Source organism: Yokenella regensburgei ATCC 49455, from assembly GCF_000735455.1.
Classification (GTDB): Bacteria; Pseudomonadota; Gammaproteobacteria; order Enterobacterales; family Enterobacteriaceae; genus Yokenella; species Yokenella regensburgei.
On record NZ_JMPS01000020.1, the window covers coordinates 222,578 to 246,900 of the forward strand.

Here is a 24,323-nt window from a genome sequence, read left to right on the forward strand (position 1 = left end):
AGGGGAAAAGATTTGTGAGCAATACAGACGTGAGTCACCAGGCGACACGTCATGAGAGAGAGTCCGGGTTATGTTGCAGTTTATCCTCCGACGTCTGGGATTAGTCATCCCCACGTTTATCGGTATTACCCTTCTCACCTTCGCTTTCGTCCATATGATCCCGGGCGACCCGGTCATGATTATGGCGGGTGAGCGTGGTATATCCCCTGAGCGTCATGCGGCGCTTCTGGCCCAACTCGGCCTCGATAAGCCCATGTGGCAGCAATATCTCAACTATATCTGGGGCGTTCTCCACGGCGATCTCGGCGTTTCGCTGAAAAGCCGCCTCCCGGTATGGGACGAATTCGTACCTCGCTTCAAAGCCACGCTGGAACTTGGCGTGTGCGCCATGATTTTTGCGGTCGCCGTCGGGATCCCGGTGGGCGTACTGGCAGCGGTGAAGCGCGGCTCTATTTTCGATCACACGGCGGTAGGCCTGGCGCTGACCGGCTACTCCATGCCTATCTTCTGGTGGGGCATGATGCTGATTATGCTGGTCTCCGTACAGCTGAACCTGACGCCGGTATCCGGGCGTATCAGCGATTCGGTGTTCCTTGATGATACCTTGCCGTTGACCGGTTTTATGCTGATAGACACCGCCATCTGGGGTGAGTCAGGTGATTTCATCGATGCGCTGGCACACATGATCCTGCCTGCCATTGTACTGGGAACCATTCCGCTCGCGGTTATCGTACGTATGACCCGTTCTTCCATGCTGGAAGTGTTGGGTGAAGATTACATCCGTACCGCACGCGCCAAGGGCCTGACCCGGATGCGCGTCATCATCGTCCACGCGCTGCGTAACGCCATGCTGCCGGTCGTGACCGTCATCGGTCTGCAGGTGGGTACGCTGCTGGCGGGGGCGATTCTGACGGAAACTATTTTCTCCTGGCCGGGACTGGGGCGCTGGCTGATTGATGCCTTGCAGCGCCGTGATTATCCGGTAGTGCAGGGCGGCGTACTGCTGGTGGCGACGATGATTATCGTTGTTAACCTGCTGGTCGACCTGCTGTACGGCGTGGTGAACCCGCGTATTCGGCATAAGAAGTAAGGGGCCATCATGTCACAAGTTACTGAAAACAAAGTTGTCGCCGCGCCGGTGCCAATGACCCCGCTGCAGGAGTTCTGGCACTATTTCAAACGCAACAAAGGTGCCGTGGTGGGGCTGGTCTACGTCGCCATCATGATTTTGATCGCCGTGTTCGCGAACTTTATTGCGCCTTACAACCCAGCGGATCAGTTCCGCGATACCTTACTGGCACCACCGTTCTGGATGGATGGTGGCAGCTTGCTGCACCCGTTGGGTACTGATGACGTTGGTCGCGATATCATGACCCGCCTGATGTACGGTGCGCGTCTGTCGCTGTTGGTTGGCTGCCTGGTGGTGGTGCTGTCGCTGATTATGGGCGTGGTGCTCGGTCTGGTGGCGGGCTACTTCGGCGGTATCGTCGATACCGTTATCATGCGCGTGGTCGATATCATGCTGGCGCTGCCAAGCCTGCTGCTGGCGCTGGTGCTGGTAGCAATATTCGGCCCGTCGATAGTCAATGCGTCACTGGCGCTGACCTTCGTGGCCTTGCCGCACTATGTGCGCCTGACCCGTGCGGCAGTGCTGGTGGAAGTGAACCGCGACTACGTTACCGCCTCCCGCGTGGCGGGTGCTGGCGCGATGCGTCAGATGTTTATCAATATTCTGCCGAACTGCCTTGCACCGCTTATCGTGCAGGCCTCGCTCGGCTTCTCTAACGCCATTCTCGATATGGCGGCTCTTGGCTTCCTTGGCATGGGTGCGCAACCGCCAACACCGGAGTGGGGCACAATGCTCTCCGACGTGTTGCAGTTCGCGCAAAGCGCCTGGTGGGTCGTCACCTTCCCGGGGGTCGCTATCCTCCTGACGGTGCTGGCATTTAACCTGATGGGTGACGGTCTTCGTGACGCGCTCGATCCCAAACTGAAGCAGTAAGAGGCACGAGATGGCGTTATTGAATGTAGACAAATTATCGGTGCACTTCGGCGACGTGGGCTCCGAGTTCCGTGCCGTAGACCGAGTGAGCTATAGCGTAAATCAGGGCGAAGTGGTCGGTATCGTGGGTGAATCCGGCTCCGGTAAATCGGTCAGCTCGCTCGCGATCATGGGGCTGATTGACTACCCTGGCCGCGTGATGGCCGAAAGCCTGGCGTTTAACGGTCGCGACCTGAAGCGCATCTCCGAGAAAGAGCGCCGCCAGCTGGTGGGTGCTGAAGTGGCGATGATCTTCCAGGATCCGATGACCAGTCTGAACCCCTGCTACACCGTTGGCTACCAGATTATGGAGGCCATTAAGGTACACCAGGGCGGGAATAAAAAAACTCGCCAGCAGCGGGCCATCGACCTGCTGACTCAGGTGGGGATCCCGGACCCGGCGTCACGTCTCGACGTGTACCCGCATCAGCTTTCCGGCGGGATGAGCCAGCGCGTGATGATTGCGATGGCGATTGCCTGTCGTCCGAAGCTGCTTATCGCGGATGAACCGACGACCGCGCTCGACGTGACCATCCAGGCGCAGATCATCGAGCTGCTGCTCGATCTGCAGAAAAAAGAGAACATGGCGCTTATCCTTATCACGCACGATTTAGCGCTGGTGGCTGAAGCGGCACACAAGATAATCGTGATGTATGCGGGCCAGGTGGTGGAAACCGGTGAAGCGAAGGATATTTTCCGCGCGCCGCGCCATCCGTACACCCAGGCATTGCTGCGCGCGCTGCCGGAGTTCGCTCAGGACAAAGCGCGCCTGGCGTCGCTGCCCGGCGTGGTCCCGGGTAAATACGATCGCCCGATGGGCTGTCTGCTGAACCCGCGCTGCCCGTACGCAACCGACAAGTGCCGCACCGAAGAGCCAGAGCTGAACAGCCTTGACGGCCTGCGTCAGTCCAAATGTCACTATCCCCTCGATGATGCCGGGAGGCCCACACTATGAGTACGCCAGAGGCCACCCAGCCGTTGCTGCAGGCTATTGATCTGAAAAAACATTACCCGGTCAGGAAGGGGATTTTTGCTCCTGAGCGCCTGGTGAAGGCGCTGGACGGGGTGTCGTTCACCCTGGAGCGCGGTAAAACGCTGGCGGTGGTGGGGGAATCCGGTTGTGGTAAATCCACGCTGGGTCGCCTGCTGACGATGATTGAAACCCCGACCGGCGGTGAGCTGTTCTACCGGGGCCAGGACCTGCTGAAGCACGACCCGCAGGCGCAGAAACTGCGTCGGCAGAAAATTCAGATAGTGTTCCAGAACCCGTACGGTTCTCTGAATCCACGTAAAAAAGTGAGCCAGATCCTCGAAGAGCCGCTGCAAATCAATACTACGTTAAGCAAAGCGGAACGCCGGGATAAAGTGCTGGCAATGATGGCGAAAGTGGGGCTTAAAACCGAGCACTACGATCGCTATCCGCACATGTTCTCCGGTGGTCAGCGGCAGCGTATCGCTATCGCCCGTGGCCTGATGCTGGATCCGGACGTGGTTATCGCCGATGAGCCGGTTTCAGCGCTGGACGTTTCGGTGCGCGCGCAGGTGCTAAATCTGATGATGGATCTGCAGCAGGACCTGGGGCTTTCCTATGTGTTCATTTCACACGATCTCTCAGTGGTAGAGCACATTGCCGATGAAGTCATGGTGATGTACCTCGGGCGCTGCGTGGAGAAGGGGACTAAAGACCAGATCTTCAACAACCCGCGTCATCCGTACACCCAGGCGCTGCTTTCCGCCACGCCGCGTCTGAACCCGGACGATCGTCGTGAACGTATTAAGCTCACCGGCGAGCTGCCGAGCCCGCTGAATCCGCCGCCGGGGTGTGCCTTCAACGCCCGCTGCCGTCGTCGTTTCGGTCCGTGCACCCAGCTTCAGCCGCAGCTAAAAGACTACGGCGGCCAGCTGGTGGCATGCTTTGCGGTCGACCAGGATGAAAATCCGCAGCAGTAAAGGTGCTAAACCGTAAAAACCGGAGCCAGGAGCTCCGGTTTTTTTTCTCCAAAATGTTTAACCACACAATGTGAGGTTATTAGCAGAACATTAAGGGGTAAACGGTAGAATGCAGTGGCCCACTTTTTGCCGGGTAACTTAACGTCACAGAAAATCGCTTACCTTTCATTTGCCGGGTGCAATGGAGAAAACGTGGTCACGATACGCTGGGATATAACAACAATCGATCGCCTGTCTATGGTTGAGGATGTCCTCAAGGACTTTTCCTGCTGCGATATTAATATTATTTCGATGAAAGTCGCGCCAGGAAGGATCCTGATAAAATCATGGCTACGCGAACGGCAGGATATTTTTCGCGTGTTGACGCGTTTAAATCAGCACTGCGATATCATTAACATTGCTTATTATTCAGAAGATTTTGTTCATTTCTCATCGCCAGAATCCACTCGCCCGCGCGATTTCTCGGACATTGTCAGCTGTAGCCCAGAGATGCAACTCGTCATCTCCCAGGCGGTGAAAGTTGCTGACAGCAAATATACGGTGCTGATTCGCGGTGAAACCGGAACCGGCAAAGAACTTCTGGCCCGCGCGATTCATAATGCCGGGAAACGACGCTATTCGCCTTTTATTCCTCTTAACTGTTCAGCATTACCGGAAACGTTGATGGAAAGTGAGCTTTTTGGTTATGAAAAAGGCGCTTTCAGCGGTGCCGATAGTCATGGCAAAAAAGGGCTTTTCGAGACGGCGGATCAGGGCACGCTATTTCTCGATGAGTTTGGTGAAATGCCGCTAAATTTACAGGCGAAACTCCTGCGAGTGCTGCAGGATGGCGGTATTCGCCGGGTGGGGGGGACGAAAATTATTCCAGTTAATACCCGTATTATTGTGGCGACAAACGCCTGCCTTGAAGAGATGGTCGAGAATCGCCAGCTTCGCGCCGACCTCTATTACCGGGTTAACGTACTGTCGCTGACGATTCCACCTCTGCGTGAACGACCGCAGGATATCACGCTGCTGATGCGCTACTTTGTGCAGAAATATTCAAAGGAGTTTCAGCGGAGATTTATTCTGGATAAAGCCTGTTTTGAATCTTTGCACGCCCATCCGTGGCCGGGAAATGTCAGAGAACTGGAGAACACCATTATTCGCCTGATGCTGATGGCTGAGTCAGAAGTTGTGATGCTTGAGGATTTGGGAATGGCGCCTGCGGGAGAACTCGCGGCCGATCGACCATTTAAAGCGCAGGTTGAACATGAGGAGCGCAGGCTGATTGAACAGATGGTTGAAGAGAATGCTTCTTCACGACGCATCGCCAGGGCACTGGGGGTATCGCATACGACGGTACTGAATAAAATCCGGAGTTATCAACTGGAAAGCGTCTGAATGCCGCCAGCACGCGAGCGCTGACGGCATTGGCATTTACTCAATCAGCTTCAGCAATGGTGACAGGCATAACAGAATACCGTATAGCAGGATAAGCCAGGTTTTCACCCCGCGCAGGTTCTCAAGCTGTGTGACTTTATAGATAAGAAAGAACGGAATAATACAGGCCACAATACCGTACAGCGGGCTACCCAACTGGAAAAATACCAACACAGAAACCCGGAACGACACCCAGATCACCAGGGTAATCACGATAAACACACAAATACCCAGTGCCAGCACCAATGGGTTAATTTTATCGGCGTCTACCACGCGTCCCAGCAGGTTCAGGACAATGCCTTTAATCGCTTCATGGAAACCCAGATAAATACCGAAGAATGCGGTCAGGACGGCAAAGATATTCAGCACCGTAGAGGTGATGTGGATAATCTGCCCAGGAATGACCTGCGCTGCCAGCGCCAGCGCCGAGATGTTTTGCTCAAATGCCGACACCGCTTCTTCATGGCTAATGGAGAACGTGAACGAGAACGAGAAAAACAAAATGATCGCAATTAACGTGATGTAGCTAATACGGTGGGTGCGAATCGCCATACGGGTAGCGGTGACCTGGTCTGCTTCTCGCTTGCGATACGCAATATTCATCGGGTTCAGCACCTGAATAAAGACCGCTGAGAAGAAGCAGAACGGGATAGTGAGCAGAACATCGCGGAAGAAAGCGGGAGCTGCCGGAAACGCGGTGATGTTGCTGAAATTCCAGTGGGGGATCATCGCAAAGCCAAATACCAGAATGATGGCCACTTTCACTACCACCATCGGGCCGGAGATTTTGAACAGCAGTTTCTCTCCGCCAGAGGCGATAGCCACCAGTACTGAAAAAATAGCGATTTTATAAATAACCGACTGCGACAAATCCATGTCCGTCAGGCCGAATGTTTTGATATAAGAGGCGCTGTCGAAAACCACTGATAATGAATATATAAATATTCCGTGAATAATCATCAGGAAATAAATAACGCCAAGGAATACTCCCCAGTTTTTTCCTAAATAATGGCTGATTATATCGGTGTAATCGTTGCAGGTTTCGCTTTTTGATAATGTTTTTAAATAAATGTCCTGCACAATATAGGTCGCGGGATAGGCGATAATAAAGGCAGTTATAAATACCCAAATCCCTTTCAGACCGATTTGTACTGGCATCAGCACCGTGCCGGCACCAATCGCCATGCCAATACACAGCAGCACCCAGCCAAAGTCATAGCGGGTAAAAGGTAATTTTGTTGAAAATGCGGCGGCGGTTACTTCATTGTTGCGTAATTGTAATGTGTTGTCCTGCATAAAGCCCCCTGCCCAAAATACGCGCCATCCTGCGAATGTCGCAGGATGAGGCGTATAGCCAGGCCGTTGTGCCTTGATAATTCACATCGTGAACCCACAGTCGTCAGTTCACGATGGCGTGGTCAGAATGTCGCCTTTTTGATGGCGTTCTCAAGGTCGTTAATAATATCTTCGGGATCTTCAAGACCCACTGAAAGGCGGATAAGTCCATCGGTAATACCTGCTTTTAGCCGCTCCTCTGGCGCAACAGGCGAATGCGTCATTGACGCAGGATGCTGAATGAGGGTTTCGGTATCACCGAGACTGACCGCGAGGAGGCACAATTCTACAGAATTGATCATCCGTCTGCCAGCCTCCATCCCACCGGCAATTTCGAAGCTGATTATCCCACCCGGCAGGCTCATCTGGCGGCGTCCCAGCTCATACTGCGGGTGCGACGGCAGCCCTGGATAATAGACCCGGGTAATTGCCGGATGCTGCTCAAGAAAACGGGCAATTTTGAGCGCGTTTTCGCAGTGGCGTTCCATCCTCACGCCCAGCGTTTTCACTCCGCGCAGCGTCAGCCAGGCGTTGAATGGGCTCATGCAGCCGCCGGTAATGTCCTTGAGTCCGACGAAGCGTGCCTGATTGATAAATTCCTGCTTGCCAACAATCACGCCGCCAATGACATCGCCATGCCCGTTGATGTATTTGGTGACGCTGTGTACCACGATGTCTGCTCCCTGACGCAACGGCTGCTGGCAGTAAGGCGACATAAAGGTGTTATCCACCACGAGCAGCGCGCCGCGTTGATGGGCTATCCCGGCGGCGGTTTCAATATCAACCAGCGAAAGCGTCGGGTTTGCCGGGGTTTCGATGTACACCACCCTGGTTTCCGGGCGAATAGCTTCCCTTATCTGTTCAGGATCTGAGGCATCAACGAAGCTCACGTTAATACCAAATTTCGGCATGCTGTGTGACAAAAAGGCGTGAGTGCAGCCATAGATGGCGCTGGCAGAGACGATGTGATCTCCCTGCTGGCATAGCGTCAGCAGGGTAGTGGTGATGGCCGAGATCCCCGACGCTGTCGCGAGCGCCGCTTCACCGCACTCAAGCGTGGCGAGTTTCTTTTCCAGCGCGTCGGTGGTGGGGTTGCCAAGGCGCGTGTAAATATAGCCCTCTTCTTCGAGTGCGAAGCGAGCAGCACCCTGTTCAGCGCTGTCAAAGACGAAGGTAGAGGTCTGGAAAATCGGCGTGCTGAGCGCGCCCGTGGAAGGGTCCGGTTGCTGGCCTGCGTGAACGATCTGGGTGTTAAATCCGTAACGACGACAATCAGTCATGATATCTCCTTAGATTCGAAACAAAACAGCTCAGGCTGTAATAGCAAGCGCTGTGCCAGAAAAGGAGATGTTTAATATCAATATGTTAGTGTGAAGAGGCTGGAAAGAAAGTTGCCAGCTGGCAACTTTCTTTCCAGGACAGGACGTGGAATTATTGCGGGTACGGTACCCAGTCGCCGCCGTTCAGTCGAACGTAGGGTTTGCCCTGGTACTCAATAACAATCGCGTTTGAGTTCTCGGACACCGGTGCCGTTTGTGGCAGATTGCTGGTGTACTGCTGCCAGTTGACGCTGTCCTCGGTAAACATTTTGCCGTCTACCGCGCGGGCAACCAGCTCGGAAATCGCCAGGTAGCTGCTTGGCTTGGTGATTTCAATCGCCGGACCCTGATGCGGTGCTTTCATACCGAAGAATTTCACCGCCGCCGGGACGTTGGTAATCGCCGGGCTTGGGATGTCACGCAGACCAGAGACCTGCATTTTGTCGCCCTTCAGCGCGCCGCCGTGCTCAGGTACGACCACCACCATCACTTTACGACCTGACTTCTCAAGCTCGGTAAAGAACTGATCCAGCTCGTCAAACATCTTCTGCGCACGCGCTTTGTAATCCGCGGTTTTACTCTGACCCGGGAAGTGGTTGCCGTCGTGCAGCGGGAGAGTGTTAAAGAAGGTCGCGGTGCGTCCGTTTTCCTGTTTCTCTTTATCCAGCCAGCGGTTGAGGTTGGCCAGATCGTCATACACCGGCGAGCCGTCGAAGCCCAGCAGGCTGACCGGCAGCCCTTTCTGATCCATCAGCGGTGCCTGCATGCCGCCCTGATTACGCACTTCTTTCAGGAAGTCACCAAACTTGCCGTCATGACCCAGCATCAGCTGTTCGGTAAAGCCCAGCTTCGCCAGGTTATCGAACAGGTAGCACTGGTTCCCGCCCGGCTGATACAGATTGACGTGCGACTGCTGACCGCAGCTGGCGCGTAGCAGACGAATAGCTGCCGGGCCGCTGTAGGAGGTCGCGGAGTTGAAGTTTTTGAACAGGATGTCGAAGTGTGCCCATAGCGGATGCTGCATCAGACCTGCGGCTTCAATATCTGACCATGACAGAGAACAGATGTTGATGACCAGTAGTTCGAACGGCTGCGCATCTTCCGGCAGGGCCGCAGGGAAGGTGGTTTTGCGTTTATCTTCCGCCGCATAGAAGCTTGCCAGCCACGCGTTGAGGTTGGCGGAGGTTGGCGGTGCAGTCTGCGCCGGGATATCACCGACGACCGGATTATCTCCGGCGGTGGCCACAGTCGCGGCGGCAGATCCTCCGGTGGTGGTTACCGTCGAGGTTGGCTGACCGGCAGGCCACAGGGAGAAGACCGGGCCGGTTATCGTCAGCAGGTTAAGCCAGACCATAATCGCCACCACAAACACCGTAACCCGGATCCACTGCGATAAAAATAGCCAGGCGACCAGCAGGACGAAGAATGCGCCGACCATCTGCCAGTTAATAAAGCGAGTGACCAGGTCCCAGACGTAGTCGGCGCTGAAACCGGCAATCTGCGACCCCTGGCTCATGATGCTTTCAGGACCCGGCAGCCAGGTATCATGCCAGAACAGGGCGAAACCGATGGGAATGGCTATCCAGTTACGCAGTTTATGCAGTTTGATATTTGGCAGCGGCACCAGCAGAAAGGCCATGAAGACAAGGTTCTGCATGGCGTGGAAATTGAGATACCCGGCCCAAAGCAGGCCAAACTTCACCAGAAAGTAGAAGTTCCACCCGGAAAGACCACGCCAGTATTGCCAGAGTGGAGATGGCGCTGTGGCGGTTTTAATTGGTTTAGTCATCTTTTTGCGTTGCCTTGACGGTCGGGGTTCGGCGCAGGATGCCTGCTGGTTTTACGTAACGCGGTCTGAAGAAAATCAACCGTAACGCAGTTTCAATGCGACCAAAGAAGTGGCGCGCGATGTATCCCAATGGGAAGAAAATCAGCGCGCAGAGGATCACTAGCTGAATAATATCGCTAATCGACATCATGATGAGTGCTCCCCTGCGTTGAGGCTATGGGGCTCGGGTATGCGTCGCCAGCTTCGACCGTCATGCTCGACGTTGATAACATTGCTGCGCCCGGTAGTTAGCGGTAACGGGGTTGTCCAGCGCTCTGGCGTGACGACACGCATCTGCAAGATCTCTGAGGTTATCTGCTTATCTTCAAACCAAACCATTCGGTTGGAGAATATATCGCCGGTCGGTAACGGGAAGATGTGGTTCAGGGCGGTGTCCATATCGTTAATGCGGCAGAAAGAGAGGAACAGGACGAGGCGGTTATCCCCGATGGTCACAATATCACCGGTACGGTTGGGGCGACACAGCGTGAGCGCTTGCTCCACGCGCAACCCCGGAGCCGGGCGCAGCGCTACCATCACGCCACGGCCATCAGCGGGCAGCAGCGGGTTGGTCATCATGTTGTGGACCGCTTCGCAGAACACATCCCATTTCTGGTAACCACGCAGCTTCAGCGGCTGCGTCATCGTCAGCAGCGTTCCGATATCTTCTGGCACATGGCGGCTAAACTGCTGACGCTGCACGCTTTCAATCAGCGTCAGACAGCGGGAGAGCGGGGCGTTCCAGGGGATAACGATGTTGGCACCACAGCTCAGCAAAAGCCGTTCATCGGTGGCGCGCAGGCTGGCGAGCGTCTCACGGACAATAATTTTCAGCGCGCTGCCACGCTGGCGACGCAGGGTATGAATGTAGGTCGCGAGCTGCTCTATCTGCGCGTTCTGGGTCACCGCGAAAATAATCGTGGCGGCCTGAGCGGTGCGCGCGGCGTTAAAGACCGCATCGTTGGTGTCATACAGCGTCCAGTATTCAGAGAGCGGAGGAGCGCCTTCGAGCACCGCGAGGTTACAGAGCACACTCTTTTCATCGCTGCGTGGCTGAACGAAGGTCTCTTCTTCTTCTGCCAGATGCCATCCGTCTTCTTTTTCTATTACCGTAAGCTGCTGACGGGCGCTGACGCCTTTGTCATTACACCAAAAAGCAATATCGAAAAGATGACTGTCGCCCTGATAGCGCAGGCTGGCAAGTCCGGATAAAGACCGATACTCACTGAGTAACAGCGATAGTTGATTATCGGTACTATTACCAGGGTTAAGAATAAGCATTGAACAGTGGTGGTATTTCACCCAGCGCTGAATTTGCGCCAGCCAGGCGCGAAGTTTTTTCGCGTCAATATTCTGCCAGGTGTTTTCACGACACAGCAGGATAAATAAATTATTGACCGGATCAATTGAACAAAGTAAATCGCGGCCGAGCGAGTATAGACCATTTTCATGCTCTGGCATGGAAAATAGCCTTATTTTTTCTGGCCCGCGATCGCCGTATAACTTTACAACTTCTGTGGGCTTTTTCTCCATCACGATAGCGGCGAGTTTCGCATCCTTATCCTGAGTGGATAATGTATGGTTGAGCAGACTCACCGCGTCCTGATATCGGTCAGCATTAATCCACCACACGCCGCCCAGCGGCATCTGGCGGACTTCATCCCACAGCGATTGAATTCCAATAGAAAATATGGGCTCCACGGTGTCCCTCTTTTGTCTCGTATTTGCCTGTTAATCAGTTTACTAGCGAAAGCGAGAGAATAAACCTAACATTGAAATTAAAGAACATCAGAATTAGCATGTAAATGTATTATGAGTGATATCAGCAAATGAACGCGTGTTTTTCTGCCAGTCTGATCAGGATCATAAAAAATGTCGACAGATGAGCCCATTAAACCGGCGGATCCAACGCTCGGTTATACTTTTCAGAATGACTTTCTGGCACTGCGACGGGCCTTTTCATTGCCAGAGATTGACTACACCGATATATCCCAGCGCGACCAACTTGCCGCAGCATTAAAACGTTGGCCGCTGCTGGCAGAGTTAGCCGAGCAAAAATAAGAAGGAAGCTGTGGATGGCTATTCTGGGCTTACAAGGCATTCGTGGGGGTGTCGGAACCACGTCACTCACCGCAGCACTGGCCTGGTCATTACAATCACTCGGAGAAACCGTACTGGTTGTAGATACCTGTGCAGATAACATGCTGCGCATGTCGTTTAACGTTGACTTCCAGCACTCGGATGGCTGGATGCGCGCGCTGCTGGACGGAAAACCGTGGCAGGACAGCGGATTACGTTATACCCCGATGATAGACTTGCTGCCCTTTGGGCAGCTGACTCACGACGAAAAAATTAATCTGGCCGCAAAAGAGCCGCTGCTAAGACAAGCCGCCACGTTTATCCAGGAACTGCACCGGCAGGGGCATTATCAGTGGATTTTGCTCGATCTTCCGCACGGTTATGAACCCTGGGTGAGCACGCTTCTTGAAGCCTGCCATCACGTGATGACCATCGTCAACCCGGATACCAACTGCCATGTGCGTTTACACCAGCAGGCGCTTCCGGCAAATGCCCATATTTTGCTGAACGACCTGCGGCTGGCCAGCCAGTTGCAGGACGACCTGTATCAAATCTGGCTGCAAAGCCAGCGCCGTCTGCTGCCGATTGCGATTCATCGCGACGAAGCGATGGCCGAGAGCATGGCTTCCAAACAGCCGTTGGGAGAATATCGCAGCGATTCCCTGGCGGCAGAAGAGATGGTCACCCTGGCGAACTGGTGTCTGCTGCATTACGCCGGAACGCGCGAACCCGCCGGGAGTGAAGCATGATGCGCCTTTCGTCCCTGCTGCTTGCCCCTCCGGTGGCGGCGACGCTGAGCGCGCGTTACCGGGATTACCGCCAGCACGGTGCGTCCTGGATGGGAGCGACCCTGGCCTGCATTTGGGTGGCAATGGCCTGGACGTTTATCCCGCTTGAACACCCCCGCTGGCAGAAAATCCGCGAACACCAGCGCGAGTATTTCCCGCATATTAATCCGCATCGTCCGCGCCCGCTCGATCCGGCGCGCTATCTGCTGCAGGCGCTGTGGCTGATGGCGACTACCGGTACCGGCGAGCCGCGTAAAGAGATGAATTTTCGCTCGTTGAAGACCGTGAAACGTCTTCGCGCTCGCTATCATGAGTGGCTGGATACCCTGCCGGAAAGAATCAACGACCAGACCGGGCATCTTGACCACCAGAAAGAGCTGGGTCATATCCACCCAAGGCTGCGTAAAGTGGTGCTTGGGGTTATCGTCTTTTTCTCCTTCGTCCTGGCGCTTATCTGTATTACCCAACCCTTTAACCCGTTGTCGCAGTTCATTTTCCTCATTCTGCTCTGGGGCGTGGCGCTGCTGGTGAGAAGGATCCCAGGGCGCTTCTCGGCGCTGATGCTTATCGTGCTGTCGCTGACCGTTTCCTGTCGCTATATCTGGTGGCGTTATACCTCGACGCTCAACTGGAACGACCCGGTGAGCCTGGTGTGCGGTCTGGTGCTGCTGTTTGCAGAAACCTATGCGTGGATTGTGCTGGTGCTGGGCTATTTCCAGATTGTCTGGCCGCTCAACCGCCAGCCGGTACCGCTGCCGAAGGACACTTCAACGTGGCCGACCGTCGATATTTTTGTGCCGACCTACAACGAAGACCTCAGCGTTGTGCGCAATACGATTTACGCCTCGATGGGCATCGACTGGCCGAAAGATAAGCTCAATATCTGGATCCTTGATGATGGCGGGCGCGAAGAGTTTCGTCAGTTTGCCAGAAATCTGGGCGTGCATTACGTCGCCCGAACCAGCCATGAACACGCTAAAGCCGGTAACATCAATAATGCACTGAAGCAGGCGAAAGGGGAGTTTGTCGCCATCTTCGACTGCGACCACGTGCCGACGCGTTCATTCCTGCAAATGACCATGGGCTGGTTCCTGAAAGACCCGAAACTGGCGATGATGCAGACGCCGCATCACTTCTTCTCACCTGACCCGTTTGAACGTAACCTCGGGCGTTTTCGTAAAACGCCTAACGAAGGCACACTGTTCTACGGGCTGGTGCAGGACGGTAACGACATGTGGGATGCCACCTTCTTCTGCGGCTCCTGTGCGGTTATCCGTCGTGAACCCCTGGATCAGATTGGCGGCATTGCCGTGGAAACCGTGACCGAAGATGCGCACACGTCGCTGCGGCTGCACCGCCTGGGGTACACCTCTGCCTACATGCGTATTCCACAGGCGGCAGGGCTGGCAACCGAGAGTCTGTCGGCGCACATCGGCCAGCGTATCCGTTGGGCGCGAGGCATGGTGCAGATATTCCGCCTTGATAACCCGCTATTTGGTAAAGGGCTGAAACTGCCACAGCGGCTTTGCTACCTCAACGCCATGTTCCACTTCCTGTCCGGGATCCCGCGGCTCATCTTCCTGACCGCACCGCTGGCGTTCCTGCTGCTGCACGCCTATATCATTTATGCCCCGGCTATCATGATTGCGCTGTTCGTCCTGCCGCACATGGTGCACGCCAGCCTGACTAACTCGAAGATTCAGGGGAAATATCGCCACTCGTTCTGGAGTGAGATCTACGAAACCGTGCTCGCGTGGTATATCGCCCCGCCGACGTTGGTGGCGCTGATTAACCCGCACAAAGGTAAGTTCAACGTCACCGCGAAGGGCGGGCTGGTGGAAGAAGAGTACGTCGACTGGGTTATCTCGCGTCCGTACATCTACCTGGTATTGTTGAACTTGCTGGGCGTGGCGTTTGGTATCTGGCGCTACTTCTACGGGCCGCAGCACGAAGTATTGACCGTGTGGGTGAGCCTGCTGTGGGTGTTCTACAACCTGATTATCCTCGGTGGCGCGGTGGCGGTATCGGTGGAGAGCAAACAGGTTCGTCGCTCGCACCGTGTTGAGATGTCGATGCCCGCGGCGCTTGCCCGTGAGGATGGTCATCTCTTCTCCTGTACCGTACATGACTTCTCTGACGGCGGTCTTGGCGTTCGCATCAATGGCGATGCCCGGGTGCTGGAAGGACAAAAGGTGCAACTGCTGCTTAAGCGTGGTCAGCAGGAGTATGTCTTCCCGACGCAGGTGGTTCGCGTGATTGGTAGCGAAGTGGGTCTGAAACTGCTGCCGATGACCAACAAACAGCATATCGATTTTGTGCAGTGCACCTTTGCTCGTGCTGACACATGGGCGCTTTGGCAGGACAGCTTCCCGGAGGACAAACCGCTGGAAAGTCTGCTCGACATCCTGAAACTCGGGTTCCGCGGATATCGCCATCTTGCGGAGTTTTCACCCCCGTCAGTTAAATATATTTTCCGGTCACTGACTTCACTGGTTGCATGGATAGTGTCGTTTATTCCACGCCGCCCTGAGCGAGGCGTGACAGAACGTCAACCGGAACCGGCTATGGCTCAACAATGATGATTACGCGATGAAAAGAAAACTTTCCTGGATGTATGCAGTGGCCGTGGGGATGAGCAGTTTTGTCCCATTTACCACAAATGCGGAGCCTGAAACGGGCGCTACCGCTGTTGCGCTTACTCAGCCAGCCGAACCGGTGAGCCCGGATCCTGGCACCGCCACCGCTGCACCAGCCGTGGTGCTGGAAAACAGCCCGTCGCGTGAGGTGAAGCTGACCTTTGCCCAGATTGCGCCCGCGCCTGGCAGCATGGTGCTGCGTGGCTCAAACCCGGACGGTGCGATTGAGTTCGGCACCCGGAGTGACGAAGTGGTCACGAAGGCGCTGCTGAATCTCGATTACACCCCATCGCCAGCGCTGTTGCCGGTACAGTCTCAGTTGAAGGTCTATCTTAACGACGAGCTGATGGGCGTTCTGCCGGTCACCAAAGAACAGCTGGGTAAAAAAGTCAGTGCTCAGTTGCCGGTAGATCCGCTGTACATCACCGATCTTAACCGCGTCCGCCTGGAATTTGTCGGCCATTACCGTGATGTGTGTGAAAACCCGTCCAGCTCCACGCTGTGGCTGGATGTCGGACGCAACAGCTCGCTGAATTTGACCGTGCAGGGACTGGAGGTTCAAAACGACCTCTCGCACTTCCCGGTACCGTTCTTCGACCCACGTGATAACCGCGCGCTGAATCTGCCGATGGTGTTTGCCGGTTCGCCGGATATCGTGCAGCAGCAGGCGGCGGGGATTGTGGCCTCATGGTTTGGCTCCCGTGCTGCCTGGCGTGGGCAGACCTTCCCGGTGCTGTATAACCAGCTGCCGGATAAAAACGCCATTGTTTTTGCCACCAATGACAAACGTCCGGACTTCCTGCGCGATCACCCGGAGGTGAAAGCGCCGACGGTCGAGATGATGAGTCATCCGGATAACCCGTACGTGAAGCTGCTGGTGGTGTTTGGTCGTGACGATAAAGACCTGCTGATGGCGGCGAAAGGGATTGCTCAGGGTAACATTCTGTTCCGTGGCAACAGCGTCACGGTTGATGACGTTAAACCGCTGCTGGCGCGTAAACCTTACGATGCGCCGAACTGGGTGCGTACCGACAGCCCGGTTACCTTTGGTGAACTGAAAACGTATGACCAGCAGCTGCAGTCGACCGGTATCGATCCGGCCGCGATTTCGCTGGCGCTGAATTTGCCGCCAGATCTGTATCTGATGCGTAGCAACGGTATTGATATGAACCTCAACTACCGTTACACCATGCCGCCGGTGAAAGACAGCTCGCGGATGGATATCAGCCTCAACGATCAGTTCCTGCAGTCGTTTAACCTGAACAGTACTCAGGAAGCTAACAAGTTGCTGTTGCGCCTGCCGGTGCTGCAGGGGCTGCTGGATGGTAAAGGTGCCGTGACCATCCCGGCGCTGCGCCTCGGTGCAATGAACCAGCTGCGCTTTAATTTCCAGTATATGAACCCGATGCCTGGCGGGACCATTGAGAACTGCATTACCTTCCAGCCGGTGTTGAACCACGTGGTTATCGATGATGATTCCACCATCGATTTCTCCAACTACTATCACTTCCTGGCAATGCCTGATTTGCGCGCATTTGCCAATGCGGGCTTCCCGTATAGCCGAATGGCGGATCTCTCCGATTCGATGGTGGTGATGCCGAAGACCCCGAATGAAAGCCAGATCAGCACGCTGCTGGATACCGTAGGTACCATTGGGGCGCAGACCGGCTTCCCGGCGGTTAACGTTACGATCACCGACGATCCTGCACAGATTCAGAATAAGGACGCCGATCTCCTGCTGATTGGGGCGATCCCGGACAAGCTGAAAGACGACAAACGCATCGATTTGCTGGTTGACGCCACGAAGAGCTGGGTGAAGACGCCGCTGCGTCATAACTCGCTGGCGTCGGTGGTAATGGATGAAAACTCCCGCCAGCCAGACGTTCAGACCAGCGTAACCTCAAACGGCGCGATGGCGGCGATTGTCGGCTTTGAATCTCCGTATAACGATCAGCGTAGCGTGGTCGCGCTGCTGGCAGACAGCCCGCGTGGCTACGAGCTGCTTAATCAGGCGATGAGCGATACCGGTAAACGCTCTGCCATCTTCGGTTCGGTGTCGGTCATTCGTGAGTCGGGCGTGAACAGCCTGCGCGTGGGGGATGTTTACTACGTCGGTCACCTGCCATGGTTCGAGCGCGTCTGGTTTGCGCTCTCTAACCATCCTGTTCTGCTCGCGATCCTGGCGGCGGTAAGCGTAGTGTTGCTGGCGTGGGTGCTGTGGCGTCTGCTGCGCATCATCAGCCGTCGTCGCCTTGACCCGCATGACGAGTAACTGAAGATGAACGCCGTGCGTGGGATTGTGCTGATGCTGGCGATGATGGTCACGGTACAGGTGCAGGCCGCCTGTACCTGGCCTGCCTGGGATCAGTTCAAAAAGGACTACCTCAGCGACGGCGGGCGGATTATCGACCCGAGCGACGCGCGGAAAATTACCACCTCTGAAGGCCAGAGCTATGCGCTGTTTTTCGCCCTGGTGGCGAATGATCGTTCAACCTTCTCTTCGCTGTTTGACTGGACGCAAAACAACCTTGCGCAGGGCGACCTGCGCACCCATCTGCCTGCCTGGCTGTGGGGGCAAAAAGGGGGCGACCAGTGGACCGTAATCGACCCTAACTCCGCGTCTGACGCTGATATCTGGATAGCCTGGACGCTAATGGAAGCGGGAAGACTCTGGAAGGAGCCGCGGTACAGTGAGGCCGGGAAGGGGCTGCTGTCGCGGATTGCCAAAGAAGAAGTCGTGACCATCCCTGGCCTTGGCTCCACGCTGCTGCCGGGAAAAATCGGTTTTGCCGATGACAAAGGCTGGCGCCTGAATCCAAGCTATCTGCCACCGCAGATCGCCAGCTATTTTGCCCATGGCGGAGGACCATGGCGCGCGGTGCAACAGTCTAACCTGCGTCTGTTATTAGAAACCGCACCGAAGGGTTTTTCACCGGACTGGGTGCGTTATGAGAAGAACAAAGGCTGGCAGCTGAAGCCAGAAAAACCGCTGGTGGGCAGCTACGATGCCATCCGCGTCTATCTGTGGGCTGGCATGCTCCACGATAGCGACCCGCAAAAAGCGCGGCTGCTGAAGCGCTTTGCACCCATGGCGGCAGAAACGCGTAAAGCAGGTGTACCGCCGGAAAAAGTGGATATCGCCACCGGTAAAGTGACCGGCATTGGCCCGGTCGGTTTTTCCTCTGCTCTACTACCCTTTTTACAAGAACGCGATGCCCAGGCGCTTCAGCGCCAGCGCGTCGCCGATAACTTCCCCGGCACTGACGCCTATTACAGTTTCGTTTTAACCTTATTCGGCCAGGGATGGGATCAGCACCGTTTTCGTTTCACCGCTCGCGGTGAATTACTACCTGACTGGGGCCAGGAATGCGCAAGTTCACATTAAGTTTACTGAGTTTATCGCTTGGCATCTCGTTGATGCCGATAGCCTCGGCGGAGACCTCGCCGCAGCAACAGCTGCTGGAGCAGGTTCGTCTGGGGGAGGCCAGTCATCGGGAAGACCTGGTCCGCCAGTCGCTGTACCGCCTGGAGCTGATTGACCCGAATAACCCGGAAGTCGTTGCCGCGCGCATGCGCTACCTGATGCGTCAGGGGGATACCGCGGGCGCACAGAAACAGCTCGACCGTCTGTCGCAGCTGGCACCCAGCTCAAATGCCTATCGCGCCTCGCGCAGCGAAATGGAGCTCTCCACCCCGGAAGGGCGTCAGGCGTTGCAGCAGGCGCGTTTGCTGAGCAGTACCGGTCACGTACCGGAGGGCGTCGCGGCATACGATAAAATTTTCAAAGGTGCACCGCCGGACGGTGACCTGGCCGTGGAATACTGGAGCGTCGTGTCGCGTATTCCGGCACGCCATGGTGAAGCGGTAAACGCCCTTAAAACCCTGAACCAGCGCATGCCGGGCAACGTGCAGTTGCAGACGACGCTTGCCAAAACTCTGCTGGCCGACGGTAAACGTGATGAAGCTTACGCGGTGCTGGAGCAGATGGCGAAGTCTAACGCCGGACGCAATACGGCAGCGGACATCTGGTACGATCAAATCAAGAATATGCCGGTTAGCAGCGGCAGCGTGCAGGCGTTGCAGCGCTTCCTCGGTGTATTTAGCACGGGGGATATCGCCGCGACCGCGAAATCCCAGCTGGCAGACCAGCAAAAGCAGCTTGCCGATCCTAATTTCCGCGTGAAGGCCGACCAGCAGGCGAAAGCCGCCGCGGCCGAAGAGAGTAAACCGCAGACCTGGCAGATTTACTGGCCGCTTATTCGTAAGGGAGATGCCGCGCTGAAAGCGGGCGATCTCAACCAGGCCGAGAGTATTTATCAGCAGGCGCGTCGCGTTGACGGCACTAACGGTTATGCCGTGCAGGGCCTGGGCGATGTAGCCATGGCGCGGAAAGATACCGCAGCGGCGGAGCGCTATTACCAGCAAACGCTGCGCCTCGACAGCAGCAACAGCGGCGCCGTGCGCGGGCTGGCCAATATCTATCGCGCCCAGTCGCCGGAAAAGGCGACCGCGTACATTAACAGCCTCACGCCTCGTCAGCGTAAGAGCATTGATGATATCGAGCGTAGCCTGACGAACGATCGGCTGTCGCAGCAGGCTGAAGCGCTTGAGAACCAGGGGAAATGGGCACAGGCCGCCGAAATCCAACGCCAGCGGCTGGCGCTGGATCCGGGCAGCGTCTGGGTCACCTATCGTCTGGCGAAAGATTTATCCAGCGCGGGCAAACGCAGCGAAGCTGACGCGTTGATGCGTAATCTGGCGCAGCAGAAGCCAAACGATCCGGATCAGGTTTATGCCTGGGCGCTGTACTTCTCTGGTAACGATCAGGATCAGGCCGCGTTGGCCCACCTTAATGCGCTACCGAAAAATCAGTGGAACGACAATATTCGCGAGCTTTCCGAGCGCCTGCAAACCAATCAGGTCATGGAAACGGCGAACCGTCTGCGTGATAGTGGCCAGGAGGCGCAGGCCATCGCGCTACTGAAGCAACAGCCGCCGTCCACGCGCATTGATTCAACCTTGGCAGACTGGGCGCAACAGCGTGGTGATACGCAAACCGCAATCGATCAGTACAACGCGGTGCTGGCTAAAGAGCCGGACAACGCCGACGCGCGTCTGGGGCTGGCTGAGGTGTATATCGCCGCCGGTGATAAAGCCAGCGCCCGTGAACAGCTGGCTAAACTGCCGCCGATCAAAAGTGATACCTCGCTGAATACGCAGCGCCGCATGGCGCTGGCGCAGTCAGCGCTCGGGGATACCGCCAGCGCCGAACAGATTTTCAGTAACATTATCCCGAAAGCGAAATCCCAGCCGCCGTCGATGGACAGCGCGCTGGTGCTGCGTGACGCCGCACGCGTTCAGGCCGCTAACGGCAACCCGCAGCAGGCGCTGGAAAGCTACAAAGACGCGATGGTGTCTTCGGGCATTACCACCACGCGGCCGCAGGATAACGACACCTTTACGCGTCTGACCCGCAACGATGTTAACGACGACTGGCTGAAGCGTGGACTGCGCAGCGATGCCGGGGATCTCTACCGTCAGCAGGATGTGAACGTGACGCTGGAGCACGATTACTGGGGCTCCAGCGGTACCGGCGGGTATTCGGATTTGAAAGCGCACACCACCATGCTGCAGGCAGATGCGCCGCTGGCGGATGGGCGTATGTTCTTCCGCTCCGATTTCGTCAACATGAATGCCGGGAACTTCTCCACCAACGGCGATGGCACCTACGATCCGAACTGGGGAACCTGCACCCTCGGTAAGGACGGTTGTAGCGGTAGCCGCTCGCAGTCGAGCAACGGCGCAAGCGTGGCGGTAGGCTGGCGTAACGCAACCTGGGATATGGACATCGGGACCACGCCTATCGGTTTCGACGTTGTCGATGTGGTGGGTGGCCTTAGCTATAGCAACGATCTCGGGCCGTTCGGTTATACCCTCAACGTCCACCGTCGTCCTATCACCAGCTCGTTGCTGGCGTTCGGCGGGCAGAAAGACAACGACAGCAACGGCCATACCGGCACCACCTGGGGCGGCGTGCGCGCTACCGGTGGGCTGGTCAGCATGAGCTACGACAAAGGCGATGCGAACGGGGTCTGGGCGAACCTGGGCGCCGATACGCTGACCGGTAAGAACGTCGAGGATAACTGGCGTGTGCGCTGGATGGCGGGCTACTACTACAAGGTCATCAACGAAAATAACCGCCGCGTGACCATCGGCCTTAACAACATGCTCTGGCACTACGACAAAGACCTGAGTGGTTATACCCTTGGCCAGGGCGGCTACTACAGCCCGCAGGAGTATGTCTCTTTTGCGGTGCCCGTTCTGTGGCGCGAGCGTACGGAAAACTGGTCCTGGGAACTGGGGGCTTCCGGCTCGTGGTCGCACTCACGGACCAAAACGATGCCGCGTTACCCGCTGCTTAACCTGATACCCAGCGACTGGCAGGCCGATGCGGCAAGCCAGACCAACGACGGCAGCTCAAGTAATGGCTTTGGTTATACCGCCCGCGCGCTGATTGAACGTCGTGTCACCTCTAACTGGTTTATCGGTGCGGCGGTGGATATTCAGCAGGCGAAGGATTATACCCCAAGCCATGCGCTGCTTTACGTGCGTTATTCTGCAGCCGGCTGGCAGGGGGATATGGACATGCCGCCGCGGCCGCTGGTTCCGTACGCGGACTGGTAATCCGGAATAGTCCGTATTTCTGGGGTTTTTCCCATCGGTATCTCTGCTCAATCGAGTATAATCAGCCGACGTTCTGGTAACATTCAGTTACCGGAACGTCGCTATCTTCTGATTTCTTTCCGGCATCTTGTTTCTACGTTCGTCCCAGTGGAGAGTTCTTTTGCGCGTTAGTCGTTCTCTGACAATCAAGCAGATGGCAATGGTATCCGCCGTTGTTATGGTTTTTACGTTTATTTTTTGCTCCATTCTGCTTTTCCACTTCGTGCAACAGAACCGTTACTACACGGCGACGCATCTGGAAACCGTCGCACGCTCGGTGCGTGAACCGCTTTCGGCCGCCATTCTTAAAGGTGATATTCCCGAAGCAGAGAGCATCCTTAAACGTATTCAGCCTGCCGGGATAGTGAGCCGCGCCGACGTGGTGTTGCCCAATCAGTTCCAGGCGCTGCGGATGGGCTTTATCCCCGAGCGTCCGGTGCCAATGATGGTTGCTCGCGTATTTGAGCTGCCGGTACAGATTTCGCTCCCGCTTTACGCCCTTGGACGTCCGGCCAACCCGCAGCCGCTGGCATATCTGGTCCTTCAGGCAGACTCGTGGCAGATGTATCGCTTTGTAATGAGCGCCATCTCTACGTTAGTGACCGCTTACTTACTTTTGTCGCTCATGCTGAGTGTGGCAATCACCTGGTGTATCAATCGGCTGGTGGTGCGCCCGCTGCGCAGCATCGCCCGCGAACTGGACGATGTGCCGGCTGATGCCCGCCTTGGGCACCAGCTGGCGCTGCCGAACCTGCACCATGATGATGAGATTGGCATGCTGGTGCGCAGCTATAACCGTAACCAGCAGGGGCTGGTGCGTCAGCATGAAGAGATGAACAACCTCTCCACGCGTTTCCCGGTCTCCGAGCTGCCGAATAAGGCCTTCCTGCTGGCGCTGCTTGAGCAGACCGTCGCCAGAAACCAGACCACGGCGCTGATGATTGTGGCCTGTGAAACCCTGCAGGATACCGCTGGCGTGCTCAAAGAGGCACAGCGCGAAATCTTGTTACTGACGCTGGTGGAAAAACTGAAGTCGGTTATTCCGCCGCGCATGGTGTTAAGCCAGGTCAGCGGCTACGACTTCGCCATTCTCGCTCACGGTGTGAAAGAGCCGTGGCACGCGGTGACATTAGGTCAGCAAGTACTCACTATCATTAATGAGCGATTGCCGCTGCAGGGCATTCAGCTACGTCCAACTGCCAGTATCGGCATTGCCATGTTCCATGGCGAAGTCACGGCGGAACAGCTCTATCGCCGGGCTATCTCCGCGGCCTTCACCGCCCGTCGCAAAGGCAAAAACAAGATAGAGTTCTTCGAACCGGAGCAGATGATTGCTGCTCAGCGCCGCCTGAGCGAAGAAAGTGACCTCATCTCCGCGCTTGAAAACCACAATTTCGCTATCTGGCTGCAGCCGCAGGTGGATACCGCCACGGATAAAGTGTGCAGCGCCGAAGTGCTGCTGCGTCAGAAGCAGCAGGACGGTGAGTGGGAGCTGCCGGCCGATCTCATCGAGCGTATCGAGTCCTGCGGGCTGATGGTAACGGTGGGCTACTGGGTGCTGGAAGAGTCCTGCCGTCTGCTATCGGCGTGGCAAAGCCGGGGTGTGATGATGCCGCTTTCGGTTAATCTGTCGGCGCTACAGCTGCTGCACCACAACATGGTCCCGGACCTGCTGATGCTGCTTGAGCGCTATCGTATTGCGCCGGGTACGCTGGTGCTTGAAGTGACGGAAAGCCGACGCATCGACGATCCGAAAGCCGCGGTGGAGATCCTGCGCCCGCTGCGCGACGCCGGAGTACAGGTGGCGCTCGATGATTTTGGGATGGGTTATGCCGGGCTGCTCCAGCTGCAACACATGAAATCGCTGCCGGTCGATATCCTCAAAATCGACAAGCTGTTTATCGACACGCTGCCGGAAGACAGCAGCATGGTCTCGGCTATCATTCATCTGGCGCAAACGCTTGAGCTTGAGATTGTCGCAGAAGGCGTTGAGAACGAAGCGCAGTACCGCTGGCTGAAGAATGCCGGGGTAGGTGCGGTGCAGGGATTCCTCTTCGCCCGCGCTGTGCCGCCAGATGTTTTTGAACAGGATTATCTTTCTGCGGATACGAAGAATGTAAAATGATACGCGCTGGACACTGCTGTCGCGGTTCAGCTCAAATATTTTAACATTTCTGTTGCAGATGTTACTGGATATATTTC

At 56.0% G+C, this 24,323-nt stretch carries 17 protein-coding genes; 12 read left to right on the forward strand and 5 right to left on the reverse strand.

Annotated elements, in window-relative coordinates; genetic code table 11:
* Positions 1 to 70: 70 nt before the first annotated feature.
* The 5 genes from dppB to GYRE_RS05740 all read left to right on the forward strand — a co-directional run bounded on the left by dppB (position 71) and on the right by GYRE_RS05740 (position 5,374).
* Positions 71 to 1,090, forward strand: coding sequence for a dipeptide ABC transporter permease DppB (dppB, locus tag GYRE_RS05720; RefSeq protein WP_006817686.1), 1,020 nt, complete (start codon positions 71 to 73; stop codon positions 1,088 to 1,090).
* Between the two features lie 9 nt (positions 1,091 to 1,099).
* A complete protein-coding gene (dppC, locus tag GYRE_RS05725; RefSeq protein WP_006817685.1) occupies positions 1,100 to 2,002 on the forward strand; it encodes a dipeptide ABC transporter permease DppC in 903 nt (300 codons plus the stop codon).
* A gap of 10 nt (positions 2,003 to 2,012) precedes the next feature.
* Positions 2,013 to 2,996, forward strand: coding sequence for a dipeptide ABC transporter ATP-binding protein (gene dppD / locus GYRE_RS05730; protein WP_038253717.1), 984 nt, complete (start codon positions 2,013 to 2,015; stop codon positions 2,994 to 2,996).
* Positions 2,993 to 3,991: a dipeptide ABC transporter ATP-binding subunit DppF gene (gene dppF, locus GYRE_RS05735; RefSeq protein ID WP_006817683.1), complete on the forward strand. Its 999-nt coding sequence runs from the start codon at positions 2,993 to 2,995 to the stop codon at positions 3,989 to 3,991. Before dppD ends, dppF begins: the two co-directional genes overlap by 4 nt.
* 192 nt (positions 3,992 to 4,183) lie before the next feature.
* Entirely contained in the window at positions 4,184 to 5,374 is a 1,191-nt protein-coding gene (locus GYRE_RS05740) for a sigma-54 interaction domain-containing protein (RefSeq protein WP_038253720.1), read from the forward strand.
* A gap of 36 nt (positions 5,375 to 5,410) precedes the next feature.
* Here the strand turns inward: GYRE_RS05740 and GYRE_RS05745 are convergent, their stop codons facing one another.
* The 5 genes from GYRE_RS05745 to bcsE form a co-directional block, all read right to left on the reverse strand.
* The gene (locus tag GYRE_RS05745; RefSeq protein ID WP_006817681.1) at positions 5,411 to 6,709 is read right to left on the reverse strand and encodes an aromatic amino acid transport family protein; all 1,299 of its coding nucleotides are present in this window, start codon (positions 6,707 to 6,709) and stop codon (positions 5,411 to 5,413) included.
* A gap of 122 nt (positions 6,710 to 6,831) precedes the next feature.
* A complete protein-coding gene (gene megL, locus GYRE_RS05750; RefSeq protein ID WP_006817680.1) occupies positions 6,832 to 8,028 on the reverse strand; it encodes a methionine gamma-lyase in 1,197 nt (398 codons plus the stop codon).
* Between the two features lie 151 nt (positions 8,029 to 8,179).
* The gene (gene bcsG / locus GYRE_RS05755; protein ID WP_038253722.1) at positions 8,180 to 9,856 is read right to left on the reverse strand and encodes a cellulose biosynthesis protein BcsG; all 1,677 of its coding nucleotides are present in this window, start codon (positions 9,854 to 9,856) and stop codon (positions 8,180 to 8,182) included.
* Positions 9,849 to 10,046: a cellulose biosynthesis protein BcsF gene (gene bcsF, locus GYRE_RS05760; protein WP_006817678.1), complete on the reverse strand. Its 198-nt coding sequence runs from the start codon at positions 10,044 to 10,046 to the stop codon at positions 9,849 to 9,851. Before bcsF ends, bcsG begins: the two co-directional genes overlap by 8 nt.
* On the reverse strand, positions 10,043 to 11,596 hold the full coding sequence (bcsE, locus tag GYRE_RS05765; RefSeq protein WP_006817677.1) for a cellulose biosynthesis c-di-GMP-binding protein BcsE: 1,554 nt from the start codon (positions 11,594 to 11,596) through the stop codon (positions 10,043 to 10,045). The genes bcsF and bcsE overlap by 4 nt, the downstream gene beginning before the upstream one ends.
* A gap of 171 nt (positions 11,597 to 11,767) precedes the next feature.
* Here bcsE and bcsR point away from each other — a divergent pair, with 171 nt between their 5' ends.
* From bcsR to hmsP, 7 genes are all read left to right on the forward strand, one after another.
* Positions 11,768 to 11,956 carry a cellulose biosynthesis protein BcsR gene (gene bcsR, locus GYRE_RS05770; RefSeq protein ID WP_006817676.1) on the forward strand — a complete coding sequence of 63 codons (189 nt, stop codon included), beginning with the start codon at positions 11,768 to 11,770 and terminating at the stop codon, positions 11,954 to 11,956.
* Positions 11,957 to 11,970: 14 nt separating this feature from the next.
* Entirely contained in the window at positions 11,971 to 12,723 is a 753-nt protein-coding gene (gene bcsQ, locus GYRE_RS05775; RefSeq protein ID WP_006817675.1) for a cellulose biosynthesis protein BcsQ, read from the forward strand.
* Positions 12,720 to 15,341, forward strand: a complete 2,622-nt coding sequence (gene bcsA / locus GYRE_RS05780) for a UDP-forming cellulose synthase catalytic subunit (RefSeq protein ID WP_038253724.1) — start codon at positions 12,720 to 12,722, stop codon at positions 15,339 to 15,341. The genes bcsQ and bcsA overlap by 4 nt, the downstream gene beginning before the upstream one ends.
* Positions 15,342 to 15,351: 10 nt before the next feature.
* Positions 15,352 to 17,670 (forward strand): cellulose biosynthesis cyclic di-GMP-binding regulatory protein BcsB, encoded by a 2,319-nt coding sequence (gene bcsB, locus GYRE_RS05785; RefSeq protein WP_006817673.1) that lies wholly within the window; start codon positions 15,352 to 15,354, stop codon positions 17,668 to 17,670.
* A gap of 6 nt (positions 17,671 to 17,676) precedes the next feature.
* Complete coding sequence (gene bcsZ / locus GYRE_RS05790) at positions 17,677 to 18,783, forward strand: cellulose synthase complex periplasmic endoglucanase BcsZ (protein ID WP_038253727.1); 1,107 nt, start codon at positions 17,677 to 17,679, stop codon at positions 18,781 to 18,783.
* A complete protein-coding gene (bcsC, locus tag GYRE_RS05795; RefSeq protein ID WP_038253730.1) occupies positions 18,765 to 22,082 on the forward strand; it encodes a cellulose synthase complex outer membrane protein BcsC in 3,318 nt (1,105 codons plus the stop codon). Before bcsZ ends, bcsC begins: the two co-directional genes overlap by 19 nt.
* 160 nt (positions 22,083 to 22,242) lie before the next feature.
* The gene (hmsP, locus tag GYRE_RS05800; protein WP_038253733.1) at positions 22,243 to 24,246 is read left to right on the forward strand and encodes a biofilm formation regulator HmsP; all 2,004 of its coding nucleotides are present in this window, start codon (positions 22,243 to 22,245) and stop codon (positions 24,244 to 24,246) included.
* The last annotated feature ends 77 nt before the right edge of the window (positions 24,247 to 24,323 follow it).

Excerpts from the sequence above, each read along its gene's own strand:
- dppB (WP_006817686.1), top strand. The coding sequence starts at position 71 with ATGTTGCAGTTTATCCTCCGACGTCTGGGATTAGTCATCCCCACGTTT.
- dppC (WP_006817685.1), top strand. The coding sequence starts at position 1,100 with ATGTCACAAGTTACTGAAAACAAAGTTGTCGCCGCGCCGGTGCCAATG.
- dppD (WP_038253717.1), top strand. The coding sequence starts at position 2,013 with ATGGCGTTATTGAATGTAGACAAATTATCGGTGCACTTCGGCGACGTG.
- dppF (WP_006817683.1), top strand. The coding sequence starts at position 2,993 with ATGAGTACGCCAGAGGCCACCCAGCCGTTGCTGCAGGCTATTGATCTG.
- GYRE_RS05745 (WP_006817681.1), bottom strand. The coding sequence starts at position 6,709 with ATGCAGGACAACACATTACAATTACGCAACAATGAAGTAACCGCCGCC.
- megL (WP_006817680.1), bottom strand. The coding sequence starts at position 8,028 with ATGACTGATTGTCGTCGTTACGGATTTAACACCCAGATCGTTCACGCA.
- bcsG (WP_038253722.1), bottom strand. The coding sequence starts at position 9,856 with ATGACTAAACCAATTAAAACCGCCACAGCGCCATCTCCACTCTGGCAA.
- bcsF (WP_006817678.1), bottom strand. The coding sequence starts at position 10,046 with ATGATGTCGATTAGCGATATTATTCAGCTAGTGATCCTCTGCGCGCTG.
- bcsR (WP_006817676.1), top strand. The coding sequence starts at position 11,768 with ATGTCGACAGATGAGCCCATTAAACCGGCGGATCCAACGCTCGGTTAT.
- bcsQ (WP_006817675.1), top strand. The coding sequence starts at position 11,971 with ATGGCTATTCTGGGCTTACAAGGCATTCGTGGGGGTGTCGGAACCACG.
- bcsA (WP_038253724.1), top strand. The coding sequence starts at position 12,720 with ATGATGCGCCTTTCGTCCCTGCTGCTTGCCCCTCCGGTGGCGGCGACG.
- bcsB (WP_006817673.1), top strand. The coding sequence starts at position 15,352 with ATGAAAAGAAAACTTTCCTGGATGTATGCAGTGGCCGTGGGGATGAGC.
- bcsZ (WP_038253727.1), top strand. The coding sequence starts at position 17,677 with ATGAACGCCGTGCGTGGGATTGTGCTGATGCTGGCGATGATGGTCACG.
- bcsC (WP_038253730.1), top strand. The coding sequence starts at position 18,765 with ATGCGCAAGTTCACATTAAGTTTACTGAGTTTATCGCTTGGCATCTCG.